Origin of the sequence: Brevibacillus sp. 1238 (genome assembly GCF_029892995.1) — a bacterium.
GTDB lineage: Bacteria > Bacillota > Bacilli > Brevibacillales > Brevibacillaceae > Brevibacillus > Brevibacillus parabrevis.
Map to the genome: position 1 here is coordinate 307,770 of NZ_JARXWC010000005.1, position 24,265 is coordinate 332,034.

Annotated in this window: 27 protein-coding genes and 2 pseudogenes; 6 read left to right on the top strand and 23 right to left on the bottom strand. The window is 51.0% G+C overall.

Translation table 11 applies throughout. From position 1 onward, the window contains the following. Positions 1–2 precede the first annotated feature (2 nt). From M2298_RS15005 to M2298_RS15065, 13 genes and pseudogenes are all read right to left on the bottom strand, one after another. Complete coding sequence (locus M2298_RS15005; protein WP_122962490.1) at positions 3–1,463, bottom strand: ethanolamine ammonia-lyase reactivating factor EutA; 1,461 nt, start codon at positions 1,461–1,463, stop codon at positions 3–5. Positions 1,464–1,621: 158 nt separating this feature from the next. After that, entirely contained in the window at positions 1,622–2,218 is a 597-nt protein-coding gene (locus tag M2298_RS15010; protein WP_425266752.1) for an ANTAR domain-containing response regulator, read from the bottom strand. Next, entirely contained in the window at positions 2,184–3,644 is a 1,461-nt protein-coding gene (locus M2298_RS15015) for a sensor histidine kinase (protein WP_063228868.1), read from the bottom strand. The genes M2298_RS15010 and M2298_RS15015 overlap by 35 nt, the downstream gene beginning before the upstream one ends. 75 nt (positions 3,645–3,719) lie before the next feature. Continuing rightward, on the bottom strand, positions 3,720–4,163 hold the full coding sequence (locus M2298_RS15020) for a EutP/PduV family microcompartment system protein (RefSeq protein WP_063228867.1): 444 nt from the start codon (positions 4,161–4,163) through the stop codon (positions 3,720–3,722). Beyond that, the gene (gene eutS, locus M2298_RS15025) at positions 4,160–4,501 is read right to left on the bottom strand and encodes an ethanolamine utilization microcompartment protein EutS (protein ID WP_063228866.1); all 342 of its coding nucleotides are present in this window, start codon (positions 4,499–4,501) and stop codon (positions 4,160–4,162) included. Before eutS ends, M2298_RS15020 begins: the two co-directional genes overlap by 4 nt. A gap of 2 nt (positions 4,502–4,503) precedes the next feature. Further along, positions 4,504–4,791, bottom strand: a complete 288-nt coding sequence (locus M2298_RS15030; RefSeq protein ID WP_063228865.1) for a EutN/CcmL family microcompartment protein — start codon at positions 4,789–4,791, stop codon at positions 4,504–4,506. A gap of 4 nt (positions 4,792–4,795) precedes the next feature. Next, entirely contained in the window at positions 4,796–5,614 is an 819-nt protein-coding gene (locus M2298_RS15035; protein WP_173596318.1) for a hypothetical protein, read from the bottom strand. Between the two features lie 16 nt (positions 5,615–5,630). Beyond that, positions 5,631–6,410 (bottom strand): phosphate propanoyltransferase, encoded by a 780-nt coding sequence (pduL, locus tag M2298_RS15040; protein WP_063228863.1) that lies wholly within the window; start codon positions 6,408–6,410, stop codon positions 5,631–5,633. A gap of 6 nt (positions 6,411–6,416) precedes the next feature. Further along, positions 6,417–6,704, bottom strand: coding sequence for an ethanolamine utilization microcompartment protein EutM (gene eutM / locus M2298_RS15045; protein WP_005827515.1), 288 nt, complete (start codon positions 6,702–6,704; stop codon positions 6,417–6,419). Between the two features lie 42 nt (positions 6,705–6,746). Beyond that, a complete protein-coding gene (locus M2298_RS15050; RefSeq protein WP_173596317.1) occupies positions 6,747–8,240 on the bottom strand; it encodes an acetaldehyde dehydrogenase (acetylating) in 1,494 nt (497 codons plus the stop codon). Further along, the gene (locus tag M2298_RS15055) at positions 8,240–8,731 is read right to left on the bottom strand and encodes a BMC domain-containing protein (RefSeq protein ID WP_063228861.1); all 492 of its coding nucleotides are present in this window, start codon (positions 8,729–8,731) and stop codon (positions 8,240–8,242) included. Before M2298_RS15055 ends, M2298_RS15050 begins: the two co-directional genes overlap by 1 nt. A 35-nt stretch (positions 8,732–8,766) precedes the next feature. Next, a complete protein-coding gene (gene eutL / locus M2298_RS15060) occupies positions 8,767–9,417 on the bottom strand; it encodes an ethanolamine utilization microcompartment protein EutL (protein WP_063228860.1) in 651 nt (216 codons plus the stop codon). 370 nt (positions 9,418–9,787) lie between these two features. Beyond that, positions 9,788–9,922: pseudogene (locus M2298_RS15065) on the bottom strand (RNA-guided endonuclease TnpB family protein); the annotation flags it as partial. A gap of 176 nt (positions 9,923–10,098) precedes the next feature. On the opposite strand from M2298_RS15065, the gene M2298_RS15070 reads away from it, so the two are divergent. The 3 genes from M2298_RS15070 to M2298_RS15080 all read left to right on the top strand — a co-directional run bounded on the left by M2298_RS15070 (position 10,099) and on the right by M2298_RS15080 (position 11,392). Further along, positions 10,099–10,638 carry a sigma-70 family RNA polymerase sigma factor gene (locus tag M2298_RS15070; protein ID WP_167470229.1) on the top strand — a complete coding sequence of 180 codons (540 nt, stop codon included), beginning with the start codon at positions 10,099–10,101 and terminating at the stop codon, positions 10,636–10,638. Then, the gene (locus M2298_RS15075; RefSeq protein ID WP_122962485.1) at positions 10,635–10,832 is read left to right on the top strand and encodes a helix-turn-helix domain-containing protein; all 198 of its coding nucleotides are present in this window, start codon (positions 10,635–10,637) and stop codon (positions 10,830–10,832) included. The genes M2298_RS15070 and M2298_RS15075 overlap by 4 nt, the downstream gene beginning before the upstream one ends. Before the next feature lie 122 nt (positions 10,833–10,954). Next, the gene (locus M2298_RS15080; RefSeq protein WP_122962484.1) at positions 10,955–11,392 is read left to right on the top strand and encodes a hypothetical protein; all 438 of its coding nucleotides are present in this window, start codon (positions 10,955–10,957) and stop codon (positions 11,390–11,392) included. Positions 11,393–11,481: 89 nt separating this feature from the next. Here the strand turns inward: M2298_RS15080 and M2298_RS15085 are convergent, their stop codons facing one another. The 4 genes and pseudogenes from M2298_RS15085 to M2298_RS28275 form a co-directional block, all read right to left on the bottom strand. Further along, complete coding sequence (locus M2298_RS15085) at positions 11,482–11,952, bottom strand: hypothetical protein (RefSeq protein ID WP_173596316.1); 471 nt, start codon at positions 11,950–11,952, stop codon at positions 11,482–11,484. 271 nt (positions 11,953–12,223) lie between these two features. Next, on the bottom strand, positions 12,224–12,343 hold the full coding sequence (locus M2298_RS28265; protein ID WP_370641085.1) for a hypothetical protein: 120 nt from the start codon (positions 12,341–12,343) through the stop codon (positions 12,224–12,226). A gap of 96 nt (positions 12,344–12,439) precedes the next feature. After that, positions 12,440–12,902: pseudogene (locus M2298_RS28270) on the bottom strand (IS66 family transposase). Further along, positions 12,845–13,012 (bottom strand): hypothetical protein, encoded by a 168-nt coding sequence (locus M2298_RS28275; RefSeq protein ID WP_425592737.1) that lies wholly within the window; start codon positions 13,010–13,012, stop codon positions 12,845–12,847. The pseudogene M2298_RS28270 and the gene M2298_RS28275 overlap by 58 nt, the downstream one beginning before the upstream one ends. 318 nt (positions 13,013–13,330) lie before the next feature. On the opposite strand from M2298_RS28275, the gene M2298_RS15095 reads away from it, so the two are divergent. Beyond that, positions 13,331–14,140 (top strand): hypothetical protein, encoded by an 810-nt coding sequence (locus M2298_RS15095; protein ID WP_141254108.1) that lies wholly within the window; start codon positions 13,331–13,333, stop codon positions 14,138–14,140. Positions 14,141–14,575: 435 nt separating this feature from the next. Here M2298_RS15095 and M2298_RS15100 read toward each other — a convergent pair whose 3' ends face one another. Beyond that, positions 14,576–15,472 carry a LysR family transcriptional regulator gene (locus M2298_RS15100; RefSeq protein ID WP_173596315.1) on the bottom strand — a complete coding sequence of 299 codons (897 nt, stop codon included), beginning with the start codon at positions 15,470–15,472 and terminating at the stop codon, positions 14,576–14,578. Between the two features lie 130 nt (positions 15,473–15,602). Here M2298_RS15100 and M2298_RS15105 point away from each other — a divergent pair, with 130 nt between their 5' ends. Both M2298_RS15105 and M2298_RS15110 read left to right on the top strand, forming a co-directional pair. Further along, positions 15,603–16,673 (top strand): YeiH family protein, encoded by a 1,071-nt coding sequence (locus tag M2298_RS15105; protein ID WP_217022075.1) that lies wholly within the window; start codon positions 15,603–15,605, stop codon positions 16,671–16,673. A gap of 113 nt (positions 16,674–16,786) precedes the next feature. Then, a complete protein-coding gene (locus M2298_RS15110) occupies positions 16,787–18,496 on the top strand; it encodes a sulfatase family protein (RefSeq protein ID WP_280648671.1) in 1,710 nt (569 codons plus the stop codon). A gap of 24 nt (positions 18,497–18,520) precedes the next feature. Here the strand turns inward: M2298_RS15110 and M2298_RS15115 are convergent, their stop codons facing one another. The 5 genes from M2298_RS15115 to M2298_RS15135 are packed head-to-tail and all read right to left on the bottom strand — an operon-like array spanning position 18,521 to position 24,247. Then, positions 18,521–18,778, bottom strand: coding sequence for an HPr family phosphocarrier protein (locus M2298_RS15115; RefSeq protein ID WP_122962479.1), 258 nt, complete (start codon positions 18,776–18,778; stop codon positions 18,521–18,523). A gap of 15 nt (positions 18,779–18,793) precedes the next feature. Next, entirely contained in the window at positions 18,794–20,521 is a 1,728-nt protein-coding gene (gene ptsP / locus M2298_RS15120; protein ID WP_217022073.1) for a phosphoenolpyruvate--protein phosphotransferase, read from the bottom strand. A 19-nt stretch (positions 20,522–20,540) separates the two neighbouring features. After that, positions 20,541–21,701, bottom strand: a complete 1,161-nt coding sequence (locus M2298_RS15125) for a mannitol-1-phosphate 5-dehydrogenase (RefSeq protein WP_217022072.1) — start codon at positions 21,699–21,701, stop codon at positions 20,541–20,543. A 6-nt stretch (positions 21,702–21,707) separates the two neighbouring features. Beyond that, positions 21,708–22,142 (bottom strand): PTS mannitol transporter subunit IIA, encoded by a 435-nt coding sequence (locus tag M2298_RS15130; RefSeq protein WP_217022071.1) that lies wholly within the window; start codon positions 22,140–22,142, stop codon positions 21,708–21,710. After that, complete coding sequence (locus M2298_RS15135) at positions 22,142–24,247, bottom strand: BglG family transcription antiterminator (protein ID WP_173599545.1); 2,106 nt, start codon at positions 24,245–24,247, stop codon at positions 22,142–22,144. The genes M2298_RS15130 and M2298_RS15135 overlap by 1 nt, the downstream gene beginning before the upstream one ends. Between the last annotated feature and the right edge of the window lie 18 nt (positions 24,248–24,265).

The following is a 24,265-nucleotide window of genomic DNA, read 5'->3' on the forward strand; positions in this document are numbered from 1 at the left end:
CGTTACGCCTTCTCGTCAAAAGCGAGGGTTTTTACCACGACCGGGATAATCGTTCCCGAAATCGGCTCGCCCAGGTCGATATAATCGCCATACTCTACCCGCACCTGATCGATGCAAATAATTTCCGGTGCGCCCTTGCAACGCAGCGCCAGCGCCTGCCCCAATGCTTTTGCCATATCCGTCTCGCAGATCACGACCATCGTCTGGCTCTCGGCAAAATAGTGCCGATACTGGTCGGACAGCTCCTGGGATATCGTTTGCAGCAACGCATACGAGCAATAGCCGATGCCCGAGATCGCGAGTGCGAACGGGATTCCTGTCGTTTTATCAAAAAGCCGTTCCCCCAGCTGGTAAATCGCCGCCACTTCCTGATGAAGCTGCGCCGGGTTCGCCAACTGCTCCTGGGTAAGCTCCAGCTTGAGAATCGGAATGTTTTTGATCGGGAGCAGCTCAGGCTTGATATGCACAGTCGATCCGCTGATCTCCGTACTTTGCATGCCTGCCCCGATAACCGTAGCCCGCACCGTCTGTTCCGGATCGAGCCAGTTAACCGCGTACGTCCCTTTTTCCCGCTCCTGCTGCAACACGTAACCGAGCAGCGGGCCAAAATCGCCGTAGCGACTCACATCTGCCATGCTTCTTACGGGAGCGCCTTCCATCAGCTTCCCGACCCCGCCGGAAACGGTCAGCTCCTCCACCGGGAAATCGCCGCGCAATTGAGGCCCTACTACCAGCAAGCCCGATATTTGCCGCTCTTTTCCCGTCAAGTAATCCAGCATGCTGCACGCCATCTGCCGCGCCACTTCCGAAATCTCGGCCAGACTGATTCTTTGACCGACCGTGATGCGCAAGCCTTTCGCAGAAAGCCATGCCTGGATGTTCGGCGACACGTACGTAACCATATCTTGCTGGTCCAGGCGAATCAGCCTGCCTCCGACGTGAAAAGTCACCGTCGCAATCGCTCGGCCGCGCTGGAAGTAAGCAGCATTCGCCGTCCCGCCGCCAATATCGACATTGACGATCGTTCCCTGGATCGTTTGCGAGCGTTTTTCCGCCCCCGCGCCTTTGCCTGCCAGCACGCCTTCAAGGTCCGCTCCCGCAGTTGCTACCACGAAATCGCCGGATCGCTCCGCCAGCAGATGAACGATGTGCTGCGCGTTTTTCTTGCTGGCTGTCTCTCCGGTAATGATCACGGCGCCTGACTTGATGGACGACAGACTGATTTGGGCCTTTCTGTACTCCTCTTGCAAAATCGCACCGATTCCTTCAGCGTCAATCTCGTCAAACCCGATCAACGGGGTGGAATGCACCTCACTCGCATACAGCAGCTGCCGCTCCACGATCTGGTAGCGCGGCAGCGAAAACGTGCTGGACATGCGCCCCAACCGCAATCGGCTGACGATCATTTTCGTTGTGCTGGTTCCGACATCGATGCCGACGCTTTGGATCCACTGTTCATCCATAATGAACCTCCTTGAACCATTGGCGTGCCAGACGAGGCAAGCAAAAAGACGCTTGAACAGCCGAAATAATCGCTTCCGGTCTGATACAAGCGCCTTTGCTTCTCTTGCTATCTACTTGTTGCGTTCGTTTCTTTTTATGAAAAAACTGCTCAGAGACATTACCCCTGAGTCAAAATCGTTTGCTCGCCTGAAAGAATTTCTTCCGCCAGCTTCACAAGTGGCATGCGCCGTTGCATGCTTACTTGCTGCATCCATTTGTAAGCGGCCTCCTCCTCTAGGGAGAGCGCGCTCATCAGCTTGCCTTTGGCTTTTTCCACTGCTTTGCGATCCTCGATCTTTTGTTTCAGATCACTAATATCTTTCTTCAGCGACACCACTTTTTCCTTTTGGCTGAGCGCAATCTCGACCGCAGGAATCAGGTCATCTTCGGATACAGGCTTTACCAGATACGCCGTTACCCCGGCTTTGCGCGCATCCAGGACAAGTTCCTTCTGGCTGTACGCGGTCAAAAGAAGGATGGAGCAGTCCGAAAAGGTGCGGATGATCCCACTCGCCTTGATCCCATTCAGGCCCGGCATTTTGACGTCCATGATGATGAGGTCGGGCTTGTGGCGATGAGCGAGTTCGACTGCCTCTTCCCCGTTTTTCGCCTCGGCCACTACCTGATACCCTTCGTTTTCGAGCATCTCGCGCAAGTCCATGCGGATGATCGGCTCGTCATCAACCACCATAATCTTCGGCTGTGTCATCTTCATCCTCCTTTTGGATCGGATAGAGAATGGTAACTTCCGTTCCGTTGCCTGTGTTGCGGAAATGCATGGTTCCTTCCAGGTCTTCCCTGACGAGCGTATCGACGATTTTCAGGCCAAGGTGTCCCTTTTTATGAATATGCTCCATATCCTCGATTCCCACTCCGTCATCCGTAACAGACAGGCTGACGAAATCGTCTTTCGAGACGAGCGCAATCGAGATGCGCCCTTCATGAAGCTCGCGGAATCCGTGAATCATGCAATTTTGAATCAGCTCCGTGACAATTAAAGCAAAAGATGTCGCCTTGTTGGACGGAAGGTACACGGATTCCCCCGTCACGACGACGTGTATGGCTTGCTCTGAACGTCTCATCGAGGAGACGATAATTTTCGATATTTTGGTGAGAATCTCTTTGAAATCGATCTGTTCCAGACCATCTTGCGCCAAATATTCGTGAATAATGGCGATGCTGTTAATCCGGTTGATGCTCTCCCGGTATACTTTCTCAATCTCGTTTGACTGCGATCGCCGCATTTGCAGGCGCAGCAGGCTTGAAATAGTTTGCAAATTGTTTTTGACGCGATGGTGAATCTCTTTGATGACAGCCGACTTGATCATCAGCTGCTTCTCTTTTTCGCGGATGTCCGAGATGTCCCGGAGCAAAATAATGCCCCCGATGATGTCGAGCTTGCGAACGGACGAAACCGCTTTCATCATGATAAAATGCTTCCCTTTTGACAACTCATCCTGAATGTAGCCGCCATGGCGCACGAAATTTTCCGGGGAAACTCTCCAGGAAAAAATGCGTTCGATGCTCTCTCCCTTTTCCGGCCGATCAAAGCCGATCATGGAGAGCAGCTTGTGGGCACGCCCGTTGGCATACGTAATGATTCCACTCTGATCAAACAAAATCATGCCCTCATGCAGAAGCGAAGAAATCGGCATGTCAGGCACAGCAAACTGAATCAGTGTCTCGCTGAGATGCTCGGTCGTTTCCTTGAGCATTTCGACGTTTTTTTCTTGTTCTACCTGCTTGGAAATGTCTTGCTCGGTAATCAGCGTGCCAATCGTCTTGCCCTCGGCGTTTGTGATCGGTACGACGCTTTGACGCATGACGACCTGCTCTTGCGATACACCTCTGGAGCCAATGACCGGCTTGCCTGTAGTCAGGCAGTACATGACGGCTGGCTCGTTGATCGCAGTCGCCAAATGGCCTACGACTGAACCGCTGTACATGGAACGCGCCGTGCCCGGCTTGGCCTGCGCAACAACCAAAGCAGCACTTCGATCTACGGTCGGGCAGTCGATGAACATGTCTGCCTGCGACAGATCGGCAAAAATTTGCAGTTTGGAAGCAAGGTCCTCCACGATCTGGATGTCGTCCTCACTCAATATCGTAGACGATTTGCACAGTTCCCGTATGGATTGCATGCGAACCTCTTTTCACCTGCTAGGAGTTTGATATTGACTTCATTTTCTCACAGACTCGCTACGGCGGAAAGAGGCTTATTCGCTGACAATTTCTTGCAAATACGCACGCAATTCCGGCACTCCCTCGCTCGTGTAGGAAGACGTCGGGAATATTCTCGCGTCGCCCAGAGACTGGCGCAAGTAGCCCTCCGCTCGTTGTACATCGGCATCGGGATGGTCGACTTTCGTGATGACCCCTACGCAAGCTTGGGGAAAGCCTTGCGCGAAACCTGGGGGAAAGTAGTTGCGGTCGCGAGTGGCATCCTGAACCATCACGACGATGGTCGCCTCCAGCGAGGTAGCCATCAGCGTGCGGTAAAACATCGGATTTTCGCTATACTCGCCCGGCGTGTCAATCACCCAGTCCCGATACTCAAGCGCCTGAGTCTTCCTGGCTGGCTGTTCATCGTTGAACAGCGCTTTGACCAGAGAAGACTTGCCCGCTTCGATAGCACCGATGATCATGACACGGCCTGTCATGATTTCGTCACCAGCGCCGGTGTGAACCGCAGTTTTTCACTCAACACCTGATTGACCGCATCCACTGCCATCTGCACAGCAGAAACATCCCCAACGACAATCAGTGAGCCTGTGAAGCGATCGAGAAATCCAAGCTCGACACCCGCAGCCTTTGTCGCGATATCCGCAGCAATAATGGCTGTTTCTGTCGGTGTCAGGGTCAAAATGCCGATTGCCCCGGCTTCCTTGATCCCCAGCTTGGTGTAAAGCATAGGGTCAGGATTTGCGATCACATGAGCCAACGTGACCTGTTTTCCTGGCACAAATTCCTGTATGACTCGCGAACGTTCCTGTTCCATCGCTATTCCTCTCCTCCTGCGGCCCCCGGCACTTCAAACGAATCCACGATACCTACGATGATCGCATCGATCGGCACGCTGTTGCCCGTGAAAAGAATCCGGGCAGGCGTTCCTCGTGAAACGATGACCTGCTCGCCGATCCCAGCCCCGATCCGGTCTGCTGCGATCACGGTTTGCCCGCTCTCTTCGCCGCGCCAGTCAATCGGCTGAACAACCATCAGCTTCAAATTTTCCATGCCGTTTTCCTTTTGGGTTGCCCAAACGCTGCCGATCACTTTTCCCAAAAACATGCGATCACCCTTTTCCTAAGTAGCTGACCGTAATGCCGCGCTCCCTCATGCTGTCGTAAGCCAAAGGAGAGACAATCGCTCCTTTTTTCACATGCAAGGTCGTATCCCGAAGTTCCGGTTGGGATTTGATCCAGTCAGCCGTAAGCAGCTTGCCGGAAAAAACCGCCTCTGCCTCGTCCAACGCAGTCAATGTCGGCTGTTCAGGCTTTGCCTCCGCTTTTGGCAACTGGGCTTTCAGCTTGGAGACTACGCGATCAGCCAAACGTTTTTGTTCCGCAAACTCTACGCCCAGCTCTTTCATCGCTTCCACGTGGCGCTCGAACAGCTTTTCATAGGCTGGCGTCAGCGTCAATGTTTGCAGGGTGCGACGGTCGGCGCGCTTGATGCCCGGCACATCGGAGCCTGCAATGACGAACTTGCCTGTCACGAGTGCGGAAAAGACGATTTCTGCCTTGATCGTGCCTTTCAACCCGGATGCGATTCTTGCCGCATTGTCCAGATCGATTTCCGGGATGACGATACCAGCGTAATCTTTTGGCACTTCCAATGGCGCAGGAGCGTACTCATCCGCAGTCAGGACTTTGCCTGCTCCCCCGCATTCGATCTTGTGCATTCCCAGCCAGGACGAGGTTTCCCCGTCCAGGAAGAGAATGTCGTGGCAGATGCCGTGGTTTTTCAACTGGATAAAATGATCCTGAAACGCCTCATGAGCCTGGCTGTCGCAAAAGACATACAGGACACGAGGTGCTTCAGGTTTCTTTTCTGTATTCATCGACAGCAAAATTTCTTTTGTAATCGATGCCACCATTTCTCTGATGTCCATCAAAGCTCTACCTCCGTTAGCCGGAGTAAAACTGGCCGTTTTTGCCGATCACTTTTACCCGGTCGCCCGTTTTCAAATTGGCGGCATTCCCTTCATCCAAATCGACGTGGAAATCGAGTGCGAACTGTGGATGTACGCGAACAACTACATCCGGATAGATGACAGGGCGGTCACTCTGCGTCGCAAGGATCAGCGTGTCGCCATCCTTCACTTCGTATTGCTCGGCATCCGCAGGCGACATATGAACGTGCCGCTTGGCTACAATTACACCTTTGTCGAGTACAACTGTGCCTTTTGCTGTTACGAGTACCAGACCCGGTGTTCCTTCAATATCTCCGGACATCCGCACAGGTGCGTGCACACCGAGCGCAAAACCGTCAGTACGAGAGATTTCCACTTGTGTCGCGCCACGCGCTGGCCCCAGAATCCGCACTCCGTGAATGCTGCCTTTTGGCCCGACGATTGTCACGGTTTCCTGGCAAGCAAACTGACCAGGCTGCGACAGATCGCGCATTGGCGTCAACTGATGTCCTGCTCCAAAAAGCTTTTCTACATCGGTTGGCGACAAATGAACGTGGCGATTCGATACACCAAGGGGAATTTCCCGCACTGCCTCGGCAGTCTGATTGGTGGAAGGTTGCTGTTGTTGTTCTTCAAAAGATTTCACTTGAATCCCTCTTCCTTTCAAGAAATCTGCCGCTGCTGGTGTGATTTTATCCCCTTTCTCAATGAGAAAGGGGTTTGGGATGCCTGTCTTATGCATTGCTCTCAAAGATGCTTCTGTAATAACTGCCATAGGGGATTACCCTTCGAGCTTAGGCAGGATCAATTCAATGTCTCCGTGTGGACGTGGGATAACGTGTACAGATACGAGCTCTCCTACTTTTTCGGCAGCAGCGGCGCCTGCGTCCGTGGAAGCTTTTACTGCACCTACGTCACCACGTACCATGACTGTTACGAGACCGCCACCTACGTGTACTTTGCCAATCAATTTAACGTTAGCTGCTTTTACCATTGCGTCAGCAGCTTCAACTGCTCCTACCAAACCTTTTGTTTCTACCATTCCCAATGCGGACATTTCTCCAGCCATGTTTTCGTTCCTCCTTAATTATATGGACAAATTTTTAACGTTTTAGGACGTCATTTCAGTTAAAACAGATTTAATGATGTTTTTGATCTCATCCCGGCTCAGGCCGACATTCATGGACGAGACAGCTTGCAGCACAGCTTCTTCCGCCTGTGTCGTTGCAGCAGCTTGCACTGGCGTGGACTCAGGCATTTCTCTCACGCCAAAAGCGACGCGCTTGATGTTGAAGAGATGCTTCGGACCGATGTTGTCGGATGTGATGTTGTTCCCGAAAGAACCGCATCCGAGTGTAAAGGATGGCTGCACGCCAGTCGTTGCTCCGATTCCCCCGAAAGTCGTTCCGGTATTGACCGGGATGCGGGAAGCCGGCATCGCTTGACCGTAGGATGCAATCACATTGTCATCCTGCGCGTGAATCCCAGCGGTGTGCCCCAATCCGCCATGCGTCAAAAGCTCCCGGCAGCGGGCAAACGCTTCGTTGTCTCCCGAAACGGTGTAGAGAGCGAGGATCGGTGCCAGTTTTTCAACCGACATCGGGTACTCTTTGCCTACTCCGGTTTCTTCCGCGATCAGCACTCGTGTTTCGGCAGGAATCGAGATGCCTGCCATTTGCGCGATCACATGCGGGGAACGTCCAACGATTTTGGCGTTGAGCGAGCCGTTCACCATAATAATGGCGGCTACTTTTGCCTTCTCGTTTTCGTCCAGGAAGTACGCTCCTTCGCGCTTCAGGGCAGCAATCATCTGGTGTTTGACCGATTCCTCGATCACCAGTGCCTGCTCGGAGGCGCAGATGGTGCCGTAGTCGAAGGTTTTGCTCTGCACAATGCGCTTGGCAGCAGCAGCGAGGTCAGCGCTGTGGTGGATGTAGACCGGAACGTTTCCTGGTCCGACACCGTAAGCAGGCTTTCCGGAGCTGTATGCAGCCCGCACCATTGGCGTACCGCCAGTCGCGAGGATCACATTGGTCAGCTTGTGCTTCATCAGCTCATTCGTCGCGGGAAGCGTCGGCTTGGAGACGCAGTGGATCAAGCCTTCCGGCGCCCCAGCCTGCACAGCCGCCTGTGCCATCAGTCGCGCTGCTTCCAGCGTACACTTGGCTGCCGACGGATGCGGACTGAAGACGATTGCGTTTCTCGCTTTGAGCGCGATCATCGACTTGAAAATAACGGTCGATGTCGGGTTGGTGGATGGTACGATCCCGGCGACGATTCCTACCGGCTGTGCCACTTCCCACACTTTGTTTTCCTCGTCTTTGCGAACGATGCCGACGGTTTTCACGTCTTTGATCGAAGCATAAACATCTTGGGAAGCAAACAAGTTTTTCATCCGTTTGTCCGGGACGTTTCCGAAGCCTGTCTCCTCAACCGCAAGAGCCGCCAAACGCTCGGCATTCTCCACCCCAGCCTTGGACATGGCAGTGATGATCCGATCGATTTGCTCTTGCGTGTAAGTAGCGAGCTTCGCCTGCGCTTCCTTCGCTTGGGCGAGGTACGTACGCACTTCCTGAATGGAATACAAATCAGCGTCGAGTGTCATTATGCTTTGTCACCTCCGCCTTGTTGCTTTTCTTCAATCAGGCGAATGAGGTCTTCTTTCTTCGCCGTATTGATGTCATTGGTCGAGAGCGGGAAATCAGCAAACGAGCGAGCCAGCTTGCGCAGATCGTTGATCGATTGCTCTGCCAGCGTCGGCTCTGCCTTTGCCTGTGCAGGCTGCGGCTTCGCTTCTTCCTGCGCTTCCGAACGCATCAGATTTTTAATCATTTTCGGAACATTTTCATCAGGACGCGGTATGACGTGGGAGTGCAGCAAGCGTCCAACGCGTTTTGCCGCCTCAGCGCCAGCGTCAACAGCCGCCTGAACCGAAGAGACATCTCCGATTACGTAGACCGTTACGATCCCGCCGTCCGCGCCTTCATATGTGGCGACCTTGACGTCTGCCGCTTTGGCAGCAGCATCAGCGGCCGCAATAAGAGCGGGCAAGCCAAGTGTTTCAATCATGCCCAGTGAGTATGCATGAGCGCGCATTTACATTTCCTCCCCTTCAAGAGGGAAAATCCCTTTTATCGTTTGACTGGCTGTCGGGCAACGCTTCTTACAGCGTCGGCAAAAGCATCTGCTGCGGCAGTGCATGCCGATTGGCTTCCAGTAAGCAACGCTCCCCCAAAGTTCGTTTCCGTGGGCGGGCCAAAAAACTGCACCATCTGCACATCTGCTGCTTTGAGGGCGGCGTCAATGCCATACATAGCCTCAAGCGGCGGAGCGATCAGATAGGCGAGCGGCTCCCCTTCCCTGATTCCGGCGAGCCCAGACAAGTAGCTGCCCGTCCGCGACACGACATGTGCGTAATACGCATGCGTCCCCTCTTCATTTAACGAGTAAAAGCAAGCTCCACTCTCCATGAATGCAACGGCTGCATCGATACCGCTCTCTACCTCCGATGGCGTCGCTCCACCGATCATCCCGATGAACTCGCCGGACAACGGACCAGACGCATTTCCAGATCCTGCATAAAACGACTTGGCGTAAATCACTTCTACAGCTGCCTTTTTCGTCGCCTCATCAATGGCCGTATAGCCCACATCATCAATGGTGGATGTAAGCATCCCCACACTGCGAATATGGGAAGGCAGATTCAGCTTCTCCGCAAATTGTGGATCGACGTTGGGAATCATTCGGATCGCAAGCGGCGTCGCTCGAATTGGTTTTTCCATGCGTGTCACACTCCTTTCAGACAACTTCCCTTTTCAAAACGCAAAAAAAGGTGCCTAAACACGAAAGAACAAGACTCGTGTTCAAGGGCACCTTTGCCTTTTGTCTATTCACTTGTTTGGATAAGAATCACGCCAATTCTGCGATCTTATTCCTGCTTCTAATGTATGACAAGGCAGGAAAAAATGCAAGCGTTTTCGGTATTCCACGACTTTTCCATATTCCGGTCATTTGGCGGACACAAGCCCTGACTATTCTTGGTGTGTAGCCGGGACAGGCAAGCCTGCAAGCCGGCGCAATGAGCACGATACAACCGAAACCCAAGGAGGAATTTTTCATGAACTGAGACAGGCGATAAAATGACCTTGAACTACGAATCGCATTTCCCTTTTTCTTTTTGCCTAATGCTTGGCGTTCAGAACGAAACTTACGCTTCATGTACTTATTTTGTTTGCCATTACCAAAGAAACGTACCTTTTCATCATCTGTTACAGCGTAAAGGGGAAGGTGAGAGTGCGTAAGCTTACACTTAATTACAAAAATTTACATTTAAGGAATAAACCAATGCAAGGTTTAGTTATTTAGTAAAATGGATATTGTAGAACGGGACGTGTCAGTGAGAATCTGGCACTTTTATTTTTTGTTCAAAAAGAGAACGTACGATCTTGTTTGGGAGGGATTTTTTGTTCAGGCCTACTAACTTATCAAATCAAAAGTTTTTGGATGCATTTCTAGCTCAAGAAGACAATCAGCAACTATGCCAAAGAGTGATTGCTTCACCGGACGATACGCAGAAGAGAAATGATGAATTGAATAGTAGGATTCAGGAGTTTTACGCTGAGCTTCAACTAATCAAATATATTTCATCACTCATCCGTTTTACAGCTATCGAGTTAGCTGTTCGTACTCAAAAGATAGGAAAGGTATTCCAACCTACAGATGAAATTGAAAGGGTGATAGACAGCTTTGTTAGTGACACTGGCAAAAGTGAGTGGGAAAACAAAGCTAAGTGGGAGGATGTAATAGCTGACAAACGAGTTTTGGATGCTGTTCAAACTCTCACAGAAAAGGAAAGGGAGATACTTGCACTTCTATATTTGAGGAATCTCAAAGAGGTGGAGGCTGCGACCCTGTTAGGCACAAGCCAGCAAGCAGTTTCTAAAACAAAGAAACGAGCGTTACTGAAGCTTAGAAAACAGCTATTGGGAGGCGAAAATACATGAGCCTGTTAACGCTGGTAAAGCGAGCGCAAAATAATGATGAAAGTGCAATGGTAGAGATCATAGAAAGATTTGAGCCAAAGATTCGCAAGTCGTTGAAATTCACGGATATAGGTGTACGTGAGGACATACGTCAAGAAATAGTCTTTCGGATGATTAGAGCTGTCAAAACCTATAGCACAAAAAATTGCTTATGATAAGCAAAGAAAAAATTTTGAGATCGGGTTGTTATTTTTTACCTTCGATTCACTTTAATGAATACCAAGTTAATCACCGCGCGGAAAATTGCTTGGAATAAATTTTCGGAGGAAGATAAATTATGGCACGTACAAAATTGAAACAATACGTTGATACGATTACTGTTGACCAAGACGACCTTGATGATCTTGCCGAAGCTATGTCGGACGTTCTCAAATACGGTGTAATCCAAATGGATGATAATAAACTGGCGAATATGGCTTCACTTACGGCGTCTGTAATTGGGATCGTATTTAATCTTGTCCGACCTCTCAGTATCGCGGTAGGTGTTGTTGGTTTGGTTGCATCCTTATCACCGAATTTGAAGAAACAATTAGAAGATAATATTCGGATTGCGATCGACGATATGCATGATACTCGTCGTTTCATGAAACGAAATGGATACAGAAAGGCTAAGTTGGAATTCCCATTTATGGACTATGAAGACATTCGACTAATCACAGGTAAAGGAAATATTCTTCGACTACAGGATAAAAATGGTCGTTGGGAACAACCGTAATTAATACAAAAGGAGATATTCGGTTCAATAGCCGAATATCTCCTTTTGATCTTAATATTACAGGGAGTAATAAGTTGCATGGTGTCAAATTATTTTTTTTTTGCTGAATTGAACACTTCGTGGATTTCTAAGTCAGGATTATTTTCAATTTTATAAACAGGGATATCGTCAGATGATGATTTTCCGTAAAATATCATGTATGTAGTACCAGAGAGATAAATTGTCCCGATATCCTGTTTATTTGCATAAACATCAATGGTATACGTATGAACATTTTCTTTTACTTCTTTTGCACCAGAGTTATTTGCATCAGATTCGCTTTTAATTCTGCGAAGTTCCATTTTGGAAAAATCATTGAGTACTTTTTGAATCTCTTTTGGGTCAGTAATTTCTACTTTTTCATTTTCTTCATGGTTATGAATAGTAAGCGAGGTTATCTTTTGCTTATCAAATAAGGCTAGCTCATCAAATGCCCAGACTTTCAATCCAGGAAAATAGACGAGGTTACTGAGTGCAATAATTCCGATGAGAGATAAAATAAGGATATAAAATTTTTTCAAGGGTGACATCTCCTTTATAAGTGCATCCCCTCAACAAAAAAGGAAATGCATACTTTTATGGAAAATGAACATACAATTTGAATTATCACTTAATATTACCATATTATGTAAATTATGCAAATGCCCCATTTTACCTAAATCGTAATTTCAAAAAGAACGAAGATGATCTGTTTAGGCATAGAGAAAAAGGCCCAAAATGCATGAGCCAGGAAAATGACAGAAAGCCGTAAGCGTCAAATAGCCCCCACCTTGTTGCTGGTCTATGCTGGGGTCAAGAGTTGAACACGCGGCAAGTTAGCGGTAACGACGGCGACCAAGGCAGCAAACTATCCAGGGTTTCTGGATTTTTCAGAACGGGAAGCTGCGGGAGTTGTTCGAATAGGTACGTCAAGTACTTGAACGGGTTCAGTCCATTCTCCTTGGCTGTTTCGATGACACTGTAGATGATTGCGCTCGCCTTTGCACCGCGAGGCGTATTGGCGAACAGCTAGTTCTTTCGTCCGATCACAAACGGCTTCATCGACCGCTCGCTGCGGTTGTTGTCAATCTCGAGCCGCCCATCCTGCAAAAACGTCGTCAGCTTGTCCCACTGATTCAGGCTGTAGGCAATCGCCTGCCCCAGCAGACTTTTGGGAAGCATTCGGGGGCGTTACTGACGCAACCATGCCAAATAAGCGTCCAAAATGGGCTTGCTTCGCTCCATTCGGACGGTATAACGTTCCTCTGGTGTCACGTCCTTCAGTTCCCGCTCAATGGCAAAGAGCTGGTTGCAGAATTGAAGCCCTTGCTGAACTGCTGTTTCGTCTTTGTCTGGGGAGGCGGGCAGCGCCTTCAACGCCTCGTCAAACTTGCGACGCGCATGCGCCCAGCATCCAACGAGGGGTGACATCCTTCACCTTGTGGTAACCGGCATAGCCGTCCACGTGAAGATAGCCGCCAAACCCCGCCAGAAAGTTCCGGGGATGCTCACCGCCGCGCGTTGTCCGGTAATCGTAGAGCAGATGGGCGGCCCCATGCGGACAAACTGCTGCTCCTGTCTGTACAACGGTTGGCTGTCCACGTACTTCTGCATCACTTTACCAAACGAAGCGGTGTCCTTCTATTTTTCAAGCAGTACATCCAATTGATCTTAAATCTAAGCTGTACCTAAAGTTAAGCCGATTTTCGCACTGCGAAAGTTGAGTACTGTAAAAACCAAAAAAACTTAGACAAGCTTCGACAAAACCAATACTATTTTACCTTACTGGAAGCTAGTTAAATTCTATGAAATAGGACAAAATGTCGAATTTAGTAGATAACTAAATATTTACATTTTTGGGTTTTCATAAGAAAATCCTTGTGTACATCTAAATTGAATATTACAGAAGTGAATATTCGCATGAAAAATATATCTATTCGTGATTACACACCAACGCCAAGCAAGAATAGTACTCCTCAGAGTTCTAAAGCTATTAGCCCTACTACTAGTACTCCACCTCGAAATGATGTAGCATCTACGCCAGCAAAACCGAAAAGTGACTCGGTTCAAATTAGCCCAGCCGCTCAACAAGCTTATAAGAAAGAACTAGAAAAACCTACAGTGCAAACCCGTGTAAATGCTGAAAGTACATCTGCTGGCGGTGGTAGCTCGTCAAAACCTACGAACGATAAAGAAGCCCATGGATATAGTCCAAGCGGTAATCAACACACAAACAGCTCCTCGTCAAACTCTAAAGCCGACAAAGATAAAGAAGCCTATGGCATGAATTATAAAGGGGTTGGTGTAGCTGCTGCTGTTGGTGCTGGCAGAGAGATCTACAAGAGTACGCAAATATATAATGAAAAGTCAAAAACTGCACAGGCTGCATCTAAAATAAATCAGAACCTTGGTCCACGTGTACCAAAACCTGATACGGTAGGATCAGGAATTAGAGGGGGCTTAGTTGGAGTAGGGGTTTACATAGGAGCAGAAACCATTGTAAAACCTCTCGTGAAAGATTTAGAGAATGCTTACAAACAAAACGGCGTAAAGGGTGTCGGACTGGAGCTTCTCAATAAGTCCATCATAACTACTCCAATTCATGCTAATGAAACTCTCGATAATAAAACATCTTTTAGAGAAGAAAGAAGGGAAAAAGAAAGAGAAAGACCTGAGAAAACTGAAAGCTCACGCCGCTCTTCCGATAGAATGGATAAAATGATAACATAGGATAAATATTCTGGGACAAGAAAGGATTCAGCATGATAAGCGTATTCTTGAAAAATTTTTTTTATGCTATGTCAATCGCTTTGCTTGTTCACTTTGTTACTACATTTTATGAATACTTAACGAAACAACATAATTTAAAGATTTTGTTCAACATAAGATACTTTATCATTTACGTAGCCATAAGTTTTGTCATTAGCACAATTTTTACAGTCTACCATTTTTGGGAGTAAATACAAAAAACAATTCCGGGACGCTGGTACAGAGCGGCTCGGTTGGCACCACCTTCCGCCTGACGCTCGCTCTGCCCTCTGGCGGAAACTCATGAGTGAAAGCAATCTGCTCTCCGAAAAGCTCCCCCGCCCGCTGAAAGTCGCGCATATATCGAACATATGAAAAAGGAAGCAGCGCGTCTGATCGACGGTGCTGCTTCCCTTTTTATACGTGCGATCCTTCTTGCAGATGGGAACGAATGAGATCCATGAAAATTTCCAGCGCCCGCGTCTGAAATTCGTTCGATTTCGTCACCAGCGAAAAGTCCCGCGTCACGGGCGTTCCCGCTATTTTCAGCGTACAGAGCGTGCCGAGCTGACGTTCTTTGCGAATCGCCCAATACGAGAGCAGACTGATCCCCAAGCCAGCCTCGACCGATTCCTTAATGACTTGGGTACTGCCAAACTCCATTCGCTTCTGTGGCTGAAACTGGAGCTGACGAAACATTTTTTCCGCCGCTTCCCTCGTTCCTGAGCCTTCCTCCCGCACGATCCAGGTTTCCTCCATCAAATCATGGATGCTGACTTCTTGTTTGCTCGCCAGCCGATGACCGGGAGAGATAATCACGTACATGCGATCGTCGGCAAATGGCTCGATGCACATTTTGTCATTGACGTACTCCCCTTCGACGATCCCTACATCAAGCTGCCGGGTTGCCACCAGATCCACAATCACGGTTGAATTGTGAATCGTGATCGTCGGAGTGATCAGCGGATAGTCCTTGCGCAGCTTGGCGATCACATGTGGCAGGACGTACTCGCCATACGTATAGCTGGCGCCAATCGTCAAATGCCCGCTCGGCGTGTTCATCAAGTCATCGACGAGGCTTTGCATGCGCGTGTACAGCCCCAATATTTCCCGGGCATGGTGGTAAACAATTTCGCCCGCCTTGTTCAACCGGACGTATTTGTTGTTGCGCTCCAACAGTTTGGTTCCGATCGTCCGCTCCAACGACAAAATGTATTGGCTAACCGCAGGCTGGGTCATGTGCAATTCCTCTGCGGCCCGCGAAAAATTTTGCCTGTCTGCCACCGTGACAAACACACGCAATTGCTGATCCACGCAAGCATCCCTCCCTCGATTGTCTCTACTATACAAAATCACTTATTGTCATTATATCAATCATTTATTTTTCTTATTGTAACAGTTGTTTTATGCTTTGGTTGTCAAAACTTTTCAAGGAGTGATTGCAATGGCTTCCCCGCTTAACGAAAGCGCGCCATTGAACGACAGCCATCATCCATCTGCTCAATCCAAAAGCAAGCATACAAACACTCCCGCCTCGCTTCCGCTGTGGATAGCGGGCGTCGCCTTTACGTTTCTCGTTGCCGTGCTCGGCTACGGTTTGGCTCAAGTTCCCGGCTTTGACCGGGTCGGGCCACTCGCCTGTGCCATCCTGATTGCGGTCGCGTATCGCCAGTTTTGGGGCTATCCGGAGGCGTTGCGCGCTGGCATTCAGTTCTCGGCAAAACGCTTGCTGCGGCTCGCCATCATCTTGTACGGTCTCAAGCTGAATGTCGATGTCGTTTTGCACCAAGGTTTAGGCTTGCTCGTCTACGACGCCGGAGTCATCGTATTCGCTATCGCGCTTACTGTGCTGCTCGCCAAATGGCTGAAAGCCGACGCCTCCCTCTCCCTCTTGCTCGGCGTCGGGACAGGAGTCTGTGGAGCGGCAGCGATTGCCGCCGTTTCCCCGATCATTCAGGCCAAAGAGGAAGACACCGCCATCGGCGTAGGCATTATCGCCTTGGTCGGAACCATTTTTGCGATTCTCTACACGGTGCTTCGCCCGTTTTTGCCGCTGACTGCCATTGATTACGGCATGTGGTCCGGCATCAGCTTGCACGAAATCGCCCACGTTGCACTCGCTGCTGCTCCCGCCGGGCAGGATGGTCTGGCGATCGGGCTTTTAGCCAAGCTGGGCCGCGTCCTCCTCCTGGTTCCGCTCTGTTTTCTCCTGATGTTCTGGATGAAACGCAGCGGCAAACTGCAAGGAGAAGCAAAAGTCGAGTTCCCCTGGTTTTTGATCGGCTTTCTCGTCATGAGCCTGTTTGGAAGCTATGTGCTGGGAAAACAAATTCCCGTCTCCGAGTCCTTCAACACCGGAGTAGCCCACGTGACCACCTTCGTCCTCACGATGGCAATGGTCGGTCTTGGGCTGAACGTCAATCTGCGTGCCCTGCGCACGAAAGCAGCGAAACCGCTGATTGCCATGTCGATCACCTCCGTGCTTTTGTCACTGCTCTCTTACGTGTTGATTTAACTGTGGAACAATCATGTCGCCTTGCGCACAGCGAGGCGATTTTTTGTGGATAAGGACAAAGCTTATCCCCATATGTTGATAACAGTGTGTACATCTCATCTGGAGGCGTCGATATGTCGAGTTGTGCTTTCAAGACACGTCCGAACATCCTGTTGATCATCGTCGACCAGGAACGGTTTCCGCCAGCGTACGAGGAGAGCAGCTTGCGCACATGGCGCGAGGAAGCTCTGCCTGCCCACTCGTTTTTGCGCAGGCACGGCATGGAGTTCAAGCGCCACTATGCAGGCGCAACAGCCTGCTCGCCTAGCAGAACGACGCTGTTCACAGGCCAATACCCTTCTCTGCACGGGGTCACGCAGACGAGCGGCGTCGCCAAACTCTCCCCGGACAGCGACATGTTTTGGCTCGATCCCAACACCGTGCCGACGATGGGCGACTACTTCCGTGCGGCGGGCTATCGAACGTATTACAAAGGCAAGTGGCACATCTCTGACGGCGATATTTGGATACCGGGCACGCATGTCCCTGTTCTGAGCTACGACTCCGTCACAGGGATTCCCGATCTGCAAAAGGAAAGCTTGTACTGGCTGGCGGATCGGCTGGACGGATACGGCTTTTCCGGCTGGATCGGCCCTGAACCGCACGGCAGAGCGCCACACAATTCCGGCTCCTCCGCTGCCATCGGTGTAAACGGGCGAGACGTCGTGTACGGCAGCGAGATGATCCATCTGTTGTTTTGGCTCGAACAGGAGAAACAACAGTTGGCGCACCCTGATGAGTATCAGCCATGGTTTGTCGTCGCCTCTTTCGTCAATCCACACGATATCGCTCTTTATGGGGATATCTCCGCTCAAGTTCCGCTTTTTCGCTTTCATGTGGATGACTCCATCCCCGACATTCCGCCTTCGCCGACGCAAAACGAATCTTTGTTGACGAAACCTCGCTGCCAGGCGAGCTACCGCGATGTTTATCCACAAGCATTCCAGCCCATCTCTGACGACGACTTTTACCGCCGTCTGTACTTTCAATTGCAAAAAAACGCCGACCAGCAGGTCATGCGCGTGCTGCAGGCGTTGACGGCGACATCGTTTTACCCGGAAACGCTCGTTGTCTTCACAGCGGACCACGGAGAACTGCTCGGCGCCCACGGAAATCTCCATCAAAAATGGTATTGCGCCTACGAAGAAGCCATCCACATTCCGCTCATTATCCACAATCCGTTGCTTTTTCCACAGTCGCTGTCTACTGAAATGCTGACAAGCCATGTGGATATCCTCCCGACCTTGCTCGGCTGCGTGCAAGCCGACGTGCCCGCGCTCGCCGAACAATTGCAGCTTACTCACAGCGAAACCCGCCCTTTCGTGGGAAATAATTTTTCATCGCTGATTGTCAGTGGCGGCGAGATACAGCCAGATGATTTCGGCCCGCTTTACTTCATGTCAGAGGATGATGTGACAAAAGGCCAGCATCAAGTCAGTCTGCTCGGTCAGCCTTACCACTCTGTGATCGAGCCTAACTTGTTGGAAAGCGTAATAGCTTACTTGCCCACAGATGGGCATTGGGAGCTGTGGAAATACTCCCGTTATTTTGCTGCACCCTCTGCACCGGGCCAGCCTCCCCCGCCGATCGAACCGGAATACGAATTGTACAATCTCACGACAGACCCGTGGGAAATGCACAACCTCGCCTTCCCTGCCCTGTCCACTCCCTATGTCGAACAAGTCCGCACTCAATTAGAGCTTTTGCTCAATGAGCAGCGGCAAGCCAAACGCCTGACCCCTTTTTCAACAGTAGATAACCAAACAAAAAAGCTCCCCGGATAAGGGAGCTTTTGCACGTTATTCACACTATTCCTGGGAAGTCAGCACCGCTTCCAAAGCAGCAATCGCTTCGTTCTCGTCTACGCCATCAGCAATCAGCGTAATTTCTTCGCCTTTAGCGATCGCCGAGGCCATGATGCCCATGATGCTCTTTCCGTTGACCGTCTTCTCGTTTTTGACAATCTTGATCTCGCTGGAAAACGTCGTGGCTGTTTTCACGAAGTTGGCCGCTGGTCTGGCGTGCAAGCCGTGCGCCAGTTGAACGACGATTTTTTTCTCCACCATAATGATCTTGCCTCCTTAGATGCCATCTTTCATGATCGTTGTTTTGACGAACGCCTCTACTTGCGCGGACGTACTCATTTGCAAAATGGTGTCGATGTGCTTTTCCATTTCTTCTCGGGAAAGAAGACTCAGCTGCTTGCGGGCGGGCAAAATGCTGCTCGCACTCATGCTGAACTCATCGAGGCCGAGTCCCAACAGAATCGGTACGGCAACAGGATCGCCTGCCATCTCGCCGCACATTCCTACCCATTTTCCTTCCTTGTGCCCGGCTTGAATCACATTGCGCAAAAGCCGCAGGACAGCCGGATGGTAAGGTTGGTACAAATACGCAACCCGCTCGTTCATTCGATCGGCTGCCATCGTATATTGAATCAGGTCATTGGTGCCGATGCTGAAAAAGTCCACTTCACGCGCGAATACATCTGCCATCATGGCAGCAGCAGGGATCTCAATCATGATACCCACTTCGAAGCGATCGGATACAGCTACACCGCTATTTTGCAGGGCGTGCTTTTCTTCTTCCAGGATCGCTTTCGCCTGACGGAACTCCTCCAGTGTCGCAATCATCGGGAACATGATTTTCAGGTTGCCATGCACCCCGGCGCGAAGCAAGGCGCGCAGTTGCGTGCGGAAAAGCTCCTGTCTGTCCAGACACAGCCGGATCGCGCGATAGCCCAGAAACGGATTCATCTCTTCCGGCATGTCCAGATAGGACAGATGCTTGTCTCCGCCGATGTCCAGTGTGCGAATGACAACAGGCTTGTCTCCCATGCTCGTCAGCACTTGTTTGTACGCAACATACTGCTCTTCCTCGGTCGGGAAATCATCCCGGCCCATGTACAAAAATTCGGTGCGGAACAGCCCGACTCCTTCTGCGCCGTTCGCCAGCGCTCCTGCCACATCTGCCGGACTTCCGATGTTGGCTGCCAGCTCCACGTGATGCTGGTCCGCCGTAACCGTCTGGTTGTGAACGAGTTTTGCCAGCTCGGCCTTTTGCTCTGCGTCTTCTGCTTGCTTGCGCGTATAGTGCGCGACCTCTTCTTCGCTCGGAGCGATGATGACGACACCTTCATGCCCGTCCACAATCATAAGCGTAGAAGTCTGGACAGCACTCGTAATGTTCTGCGTCCCGACTACAGCCGGAATCTCCATGGAACGCGCCATGATAGCCGAATGCGAGGTGCGCCCGCCAATGTCGGTCACGAACCCTTTTACAAATTGGCGGTTAAGCTGAGCCGTATCCGACGGCGTCAAATCTTCCGCCACGATAATGACTTCCTCCGTCAATGAGCTGGGTTGAAAAAAGTTCACTCCAAGCAAATATGCCAATACACGCTTCGTGACGTCGCGAATGTCCGCCGCACGTTCCCGCATGTAGTCGTTGTCCATTTGTTCAAACAGGCCGATAAACGCTTGCGCCACATCATGCAGCGCGCTCTCCGCGTTTGTCATCTCCTGCGTAATCTTGTCCTTGACGGTATCGACAAGCTCCGGGTCCTCCAGGACGAGCAGATGGGCTCTGAAAATGTCGGCTTGCTCTGTGCCCATTTCTGTCTCCACACGCTGGGCAATTTCCTGCAAATCTGCCTTTGCCCGCGCAAGCGCTGCCTCGAAGCGATGAATTTCGCTGGCAGCATCTTCAATTGCCACCGTCTTGATCTGCATGTCAGGAGCCGCAAGCAAAAACGCTTTGCCAATGGCAATCCCCACAGAAGCTTTTACACCTACGATTTTCTGGGACATCCCCCGCACCCACCCTTCTTTACTTGGTACTTGTCCACTCCTGCATCAACCGCGCCTGTCTGCGAACGACTTCCTCAAGCGGATGGCCTGCCGGAATGCCTGTGCAATTGTGCAATGCATATTCCCAACCGTACAGCTTCAAATCTGACTGAATGCGCGCCGCCTCTTCGTCCTGTGGATAATCAAACAGCAGCGCCGCTGCAATCGCCATCCCCAAATGCTCCGGACTGATTCCTCTGTCCATACATTCCAGAGCAGGGCCAACCAGCCTGTCATGCCGTGAGAGCTTGCGAAGCGGCGAGCGTCCCACACGGACAACGTCGTCCGAGAGCAGCGGATTGGCAAAGCGCCCCAATATTTTCTCGATGTACTGCCCGTGCGCCTGTGCGTCAAAACCGTACTTGGCGGTCAACAGGGCACCCGTTTCCTGCAGAGCGCCTCTGGCAGCCTTGGCGACCTTTTCGTTTTGCATAGCCTGATCAATCGTTGTCATCCCCAACTGGTAGCCCATATAGGCAATTACAGCGTGGCCCGTATTTACGGTAAACAGCTTTCGTTCGATGTACGGAGCCAAGTCATCCACATAAGTGATTCCTTCAATCTGCGGCACCTCTCCAACCATTTGCGAACGGTCTACGACCCATTCAAAAAACGGTTCGACAGTAACCAGCAGCTTGTCTTCATGCTGCTGAATCGGCACGATGCGGTCTACAGCCGCGTTCGGAAACCCGATCAACTGCTCTGCTTTCGCCTGAAGCGGTTCCGCAAGCCGGGCAAAAACGTGCTCTTTCAGCTTGGCGCTTCCGCCAATCATGTTTTCGCAAGCGATCACGTTCAATGGCTGCGGATTGTCGGCAAGCCGCTTCTCGATTCCCGCCGCAATCGCTCCGGAAATCGGGCCGAGGACATTTGGCCCTACAGCAGTCGTCACCAAGTCGGCGGAAGCGATGGCAGCAGCGACCGCTTCCATATCCTGACCGTGAATCGCACGCACTCCTTCCACGACGGATTGCGGATTTCCTGCCGTTGCCAGCTGCACTTGATACATTTTTCTGCGGTTAAGCTCATCAACCAATGCCGTATTGACGTCGACGAACACGACTTCGTAGCCAGCCTTGCTCAGCAACTGTCCGATAAAGCCCCGACCGATATTCCCTGCTCCGAAATGGACTGCCAGCATGAGCGCTTACACCTCCTCTGTGAACATCGCAATGATTTCTTCAGCAGAGGAAGCATGGACGATCCGTTTCACGTTTTCCTCCTCGGAGCACAGAATAGCGATATTGGACAGCACCTCCAGATGCTCATCTCCTACGGCCGCAATTCCCACCAGCAAATACGCCACACTTCCTTCGCCAAAATCAACTCCGTCCGGCACTTGCACGACAGAAATCCCTGTGGAAAGAATATCTGCCTTGGCTTCGTTCGTTCCGTGCGGGATCGCTACACCGCTGCCGATATAAGTAGTTGCCAGTCCTTCGCGTTCCTGCATTTTTTCAACGTAAGACGCCGTGACGTGACCAGCGCGCACCAACAGCTCGCCCGTCAGTCTGATCGCTTCTTCCTTGTTTGCTACTTTGGCATTCAGCATGATTTTTTCTGTAGTCAGTATGTTTTTCATTACACTCTCTCCCATCCAGTCTTTTTCAGGCAAAAGGCATACAACTTGCCTGCTATATAATCAGCAATGTGCTGTATTTCTCCTGTCTTCAACAATTCCTGCATCTCTTCCTCAATCAAAAGCGAGCTGACCTCGCTGAGCACCTCCAGCCCTTCCTTGGGCACTTCTTTTGGCCCGAGCAAAAGCAACAGCAAATCAACGGACATCTCTTCTTCATCCATCGATCTTAGCCGCACAGGCTGCTCCAGAAAATGAATCGTGAACGAGGCTGTCGTTACCGCCTCATTCCTGCCGTGAAACAGGGCCATTGCGGTTCCCGGTATTCCCAGCCCGCCGAGCTTTTCGCGTTCAATCAGCTGCTGCACGACCGGATCGACAGCGTATATCGCCCCTCGCTGTTCCAGCTCCGAACAAATATCGTGCAGGACGCTGGGCATATCGCGCGCTACATTGCTCACTGTGCTTTGCCGTAAACCGTCGATGATCTGGTTGGCAAAAGCGGCATACAGCTGCATCGACTTCAACTGCGCCTGCGCTTGCTTTCCTAGTGGCGGCATTCCCTTGCTTTTTTTCATCGGCTCTACTTGAACAGGGCGGTTATGCAAATGAAACTTGATCTTTTGAATATCATCCTGCGGCAAAAGCGGGCTGACGACTACGTATTCCGCGGGATCAAACGACAGCGGCAAGGTAGAAATAATCAAGTCGTAATCGCTTCGCGGCACACTTCCTACATCGAACATGGACAAGTTTTTCAAGCTGACGATTTCGGGAATCTCTTTTTTGATGCGCGTCGCCAATATTTTCGAGGAACCGATTCCGCTTGAACAGACGACCAGTGCCCGGTATCGCTGCTGCTCCTGCCTGCCTCGTTCCAGCGCTGCTCCCAAGTGCATGACCAGGTAACCGATCTCTTCGTCCGGCACTGGCAGTTCCGGCAAAAGCGCTGCCATCGCTTCCTTGGCAACCGCAAACAGCTCCGGGTAGTTTTGTTTGATTTGCCCAAGAATCGGATTGTGAATCTCCATCTTGCGCCTGAGTCTGTACAAGGCTGGCTCCAAGTGCGTCAACAGCCCGTGAAACAAGGAAGAGTCGTCTCGCAGCGAAAGCCCGAGCCGTTCTTCGCACAAAGCGATGAATCGCCCAGTCAGAGCGGCAAGCTCCGTATTTTCCGGCCAGACGTAATCGTCGTGGGAATGGCGCAGCTTCGCTCCTCGCAAATGCATCGTAATATACCCGATTTCATCCCGAGGAATCTCCATCTGAAAAATGTGCCGCAGCCGTTCCATGATGTTTTCGGCAATCACAAACTCCGGCGTTCCGATTAGCTCGTTCCACGTATGCTCGTCGAAGCGAATTTTCTCGCCTTTTTCAATCCGCTCGATCGCCAAGGCCAAATGGGCAACCAGACCGATGTAGGCGCTGTCTGCAAGCGGGTACGGCAGCTCGGCTTCGAGATGACTGAGAGCATTTTCTACCTTGATCAGCTTATCCCGATCGATCAGGGAGAGCAGACGCCGGGAAATCGAATCCATGTCCCGTGTCGTCTTGTTTTGAATGTTCTCCTTGATCACCCCGATCAGCTCATGGTCATCGAGGTGCTCGGCTATCAAACGGCTGATCGCCCTTCGCTTGGAAGCTTCATTTCCCAGCAGTTCGACGCCGTATCCCCGCTTTCGCAAAAGAGTCAGGTCGTACCGTCCCAAAAGCTCTTCCAGGTCGTCCAGGTCGTGGCTGATCGTAGCAGTCGTCACTTTCAGATCAATGGCGAGCGAGATCAGCTTGACTGGCTCCGTGGCTGCCAAGAGGGAGCACATAATAATCGCCTTGCGTTCCTCTGCGGTAAATTCGGTCGTCGTTTGGTGCAAAACAGACATTTTCAAAGCAAGCTTTTGCTCCGCTGTCCCTGCGACCTCCACCCCGGCCCCCGTCTTTCTCACCAGCTCCAGTTCGTTTTTCGCAAAGAGCGGGGCCAATGCGTCCAGCTCCCTGTGTACGGTCCGGGTGCTTACGCCGATTCGCTCGGCGATCTGCGCCACGGTGATGCCCTTTTCCTCCTGCAATAAAATCTCCATGATGGATCGCTGTCGCGAGGATACTTGCATGCCGTGTTCCCTCCTTAA

What these genes read in the sequence shown, in the direction of transcription:
- M2298_RS15110 (WP_280648671.1), top strand. Translation starts at nt 16,787, where the DNA reads ATGTCGAGTTGTGCTTTCAAGACACGTCCGAACATCCTGTTGATCATC.
- M2298_RS15055 (WP_063228861.1), bottom strand. Translation starts at nt 8,731, where the DNA reads ATGCGCGCTCATGCATACTCACTGGGCATGATTGAAACACTTGGCTTG.
- ptsP (WP_217022073.1), bottom strand. Translation starts at nt 20,521, where the DNA reads ATGTCCCAGAAAATCGTAGGTGTAAAAGCTTCTGTGGGGATTGCCATT.
- M2298_RS15015 (WP_063228868.1), bottom strand. Translation starts at nt 3,644, where the DNA reads ATGCAATCCATACGGGAACTGTGCAAATCGTCTACGATATTGAGTGAG.
- M2298_RS15125 (WP_217022072.1), bottom strand. Translation starts at nt 21,701, where the DNA reads ATGCTGGCAGTCCATTTCGGAGCAGGGAATATCGGTCGGGGCTTTATC.
- M2298_RS15030 (WP_063228865.1), bottom strand. Translation starts at nt 4,791, where the DNA reads ATGTTTTTGGGAAAAGTGATCGGCAGCGTTTGGGCAACCCAAAAGGAA.
- eutM (WP_005827515.1), bottom strand. Translation starts at nt 6,704, where the DNA reads ATGGCTGGAGAAATGTCCGCATTGGGAATGGTAGAAACAAAAGGTTTG.
- M2298_RS15020 (WP_063228867.1), bottom strand. Translation starts at nt 4,163, where the DNA reads ATGACAGGCCGTGTCATGATCATCGGTGCTATCGAAGCGGGCAAGTCT.
- M2298_RS15010 (WP_425266752.1), bottom strand. Translation starts at nt 2,218, where the DNA reads ATGAAGATGACACAGCCGAAGATTATGGTGGTTGATGACGAGCCGATC.
- M2298_RS15105 (WP_217022075.1), top strand. Translation starts at nt 15,603, where the DNA reads ATGGCTTCCCCGCTTAACGAAAGCGCGCCATTGAACGACAGCCATCAT.
- pduL (WP_063228863.1), bottom strand. Translation starts at nt 6,410, where the DNA reads ATGGCAGTTATTACAGAAGCATCTTTGAGAGCAATGCATAAGACAGGC.
- M2298_RS15130 (WP_217022071.1), bottom strand. Translation starts at nt 22,142, where the DNA reads ATGAAAAACATACTGACTACAGAAAAAATCATGCTGAATGCCAAAGTA.
- M2298_RS15050 (WP_173596317.1), bottom strand. Translation starts at nt 8,240, where the DNA reads ATGACACTCGACGCTGATTTGTATTCCATTCAGGAAGTGCGTACGTAC.
- M2298_RS15135 (WP_173599545.1), bottom strand. Translation starts at nt 24,247, where the DNA reads ATGCAAGTATCCTCGCGACAGCGATCCATCATGGAGATTTTATTGCAG.
- eutS (WP_063228866.1), bottom strand. Translation starts at nt 4,501, where the DNA reads ATGGAACAGGAACGTTCGCGAGTCATACAGGAATTTGTGCCAGGAAAA.
- eutL (WP_063228860.1), bottom strand. Translation starts at nt 9,417, where the DNA reads ATGGAAAAACCAATTCGAGCGACGCCGCTTGCGATCCGAATGATTCCC.
- M2298_RS15080 (WP_122962484.1), top strand. Translation starts at nt 10,955, where the DNA reads ATGGCACGTACAAAATTGAAACAATACGTTGATACGATTACTGTTGAC.
- M2298_RS15115 (WP_122962479.1), bottom strand. Translation starts at nt 18,778, where the DNA reads ATGGTGGAGAAAAAAATCGTCGTTCAACTGGCGCACGGCTTGCACGCC.
- M2298_RS15005 (WP_122962490.1), bottom strand. Translation starts at nt 1,463, where the DNA reads ATGGATGAACAGTGGATCCAAAGCGTCGGCATCGATGTCGGAACCAGC.
- M2298_RS15075 (WP_122962485.1), top strand. Translation starts at nt 10,635, where the DNA reads ATGAGCCTGTTAACGCTGGTAAAGCGAGCGCAAAATAATGATGAAAGT.
- M2298_RS15035 (WP_173596318.1), bottom strand. Translation starts at nt 5,614, where the DNA reads ATGGACATCAGAGAAATGGTGGCATCGATTACAAAAGAAATTTTGCTG.
- M2298_RS15095 (WP_141254108.1), top strand. Translation starts at nt 13,331, where the DNA reads ATGAAAAATATATCTATTCGTGATTACACACCAACGCCAAGCAAGAAT.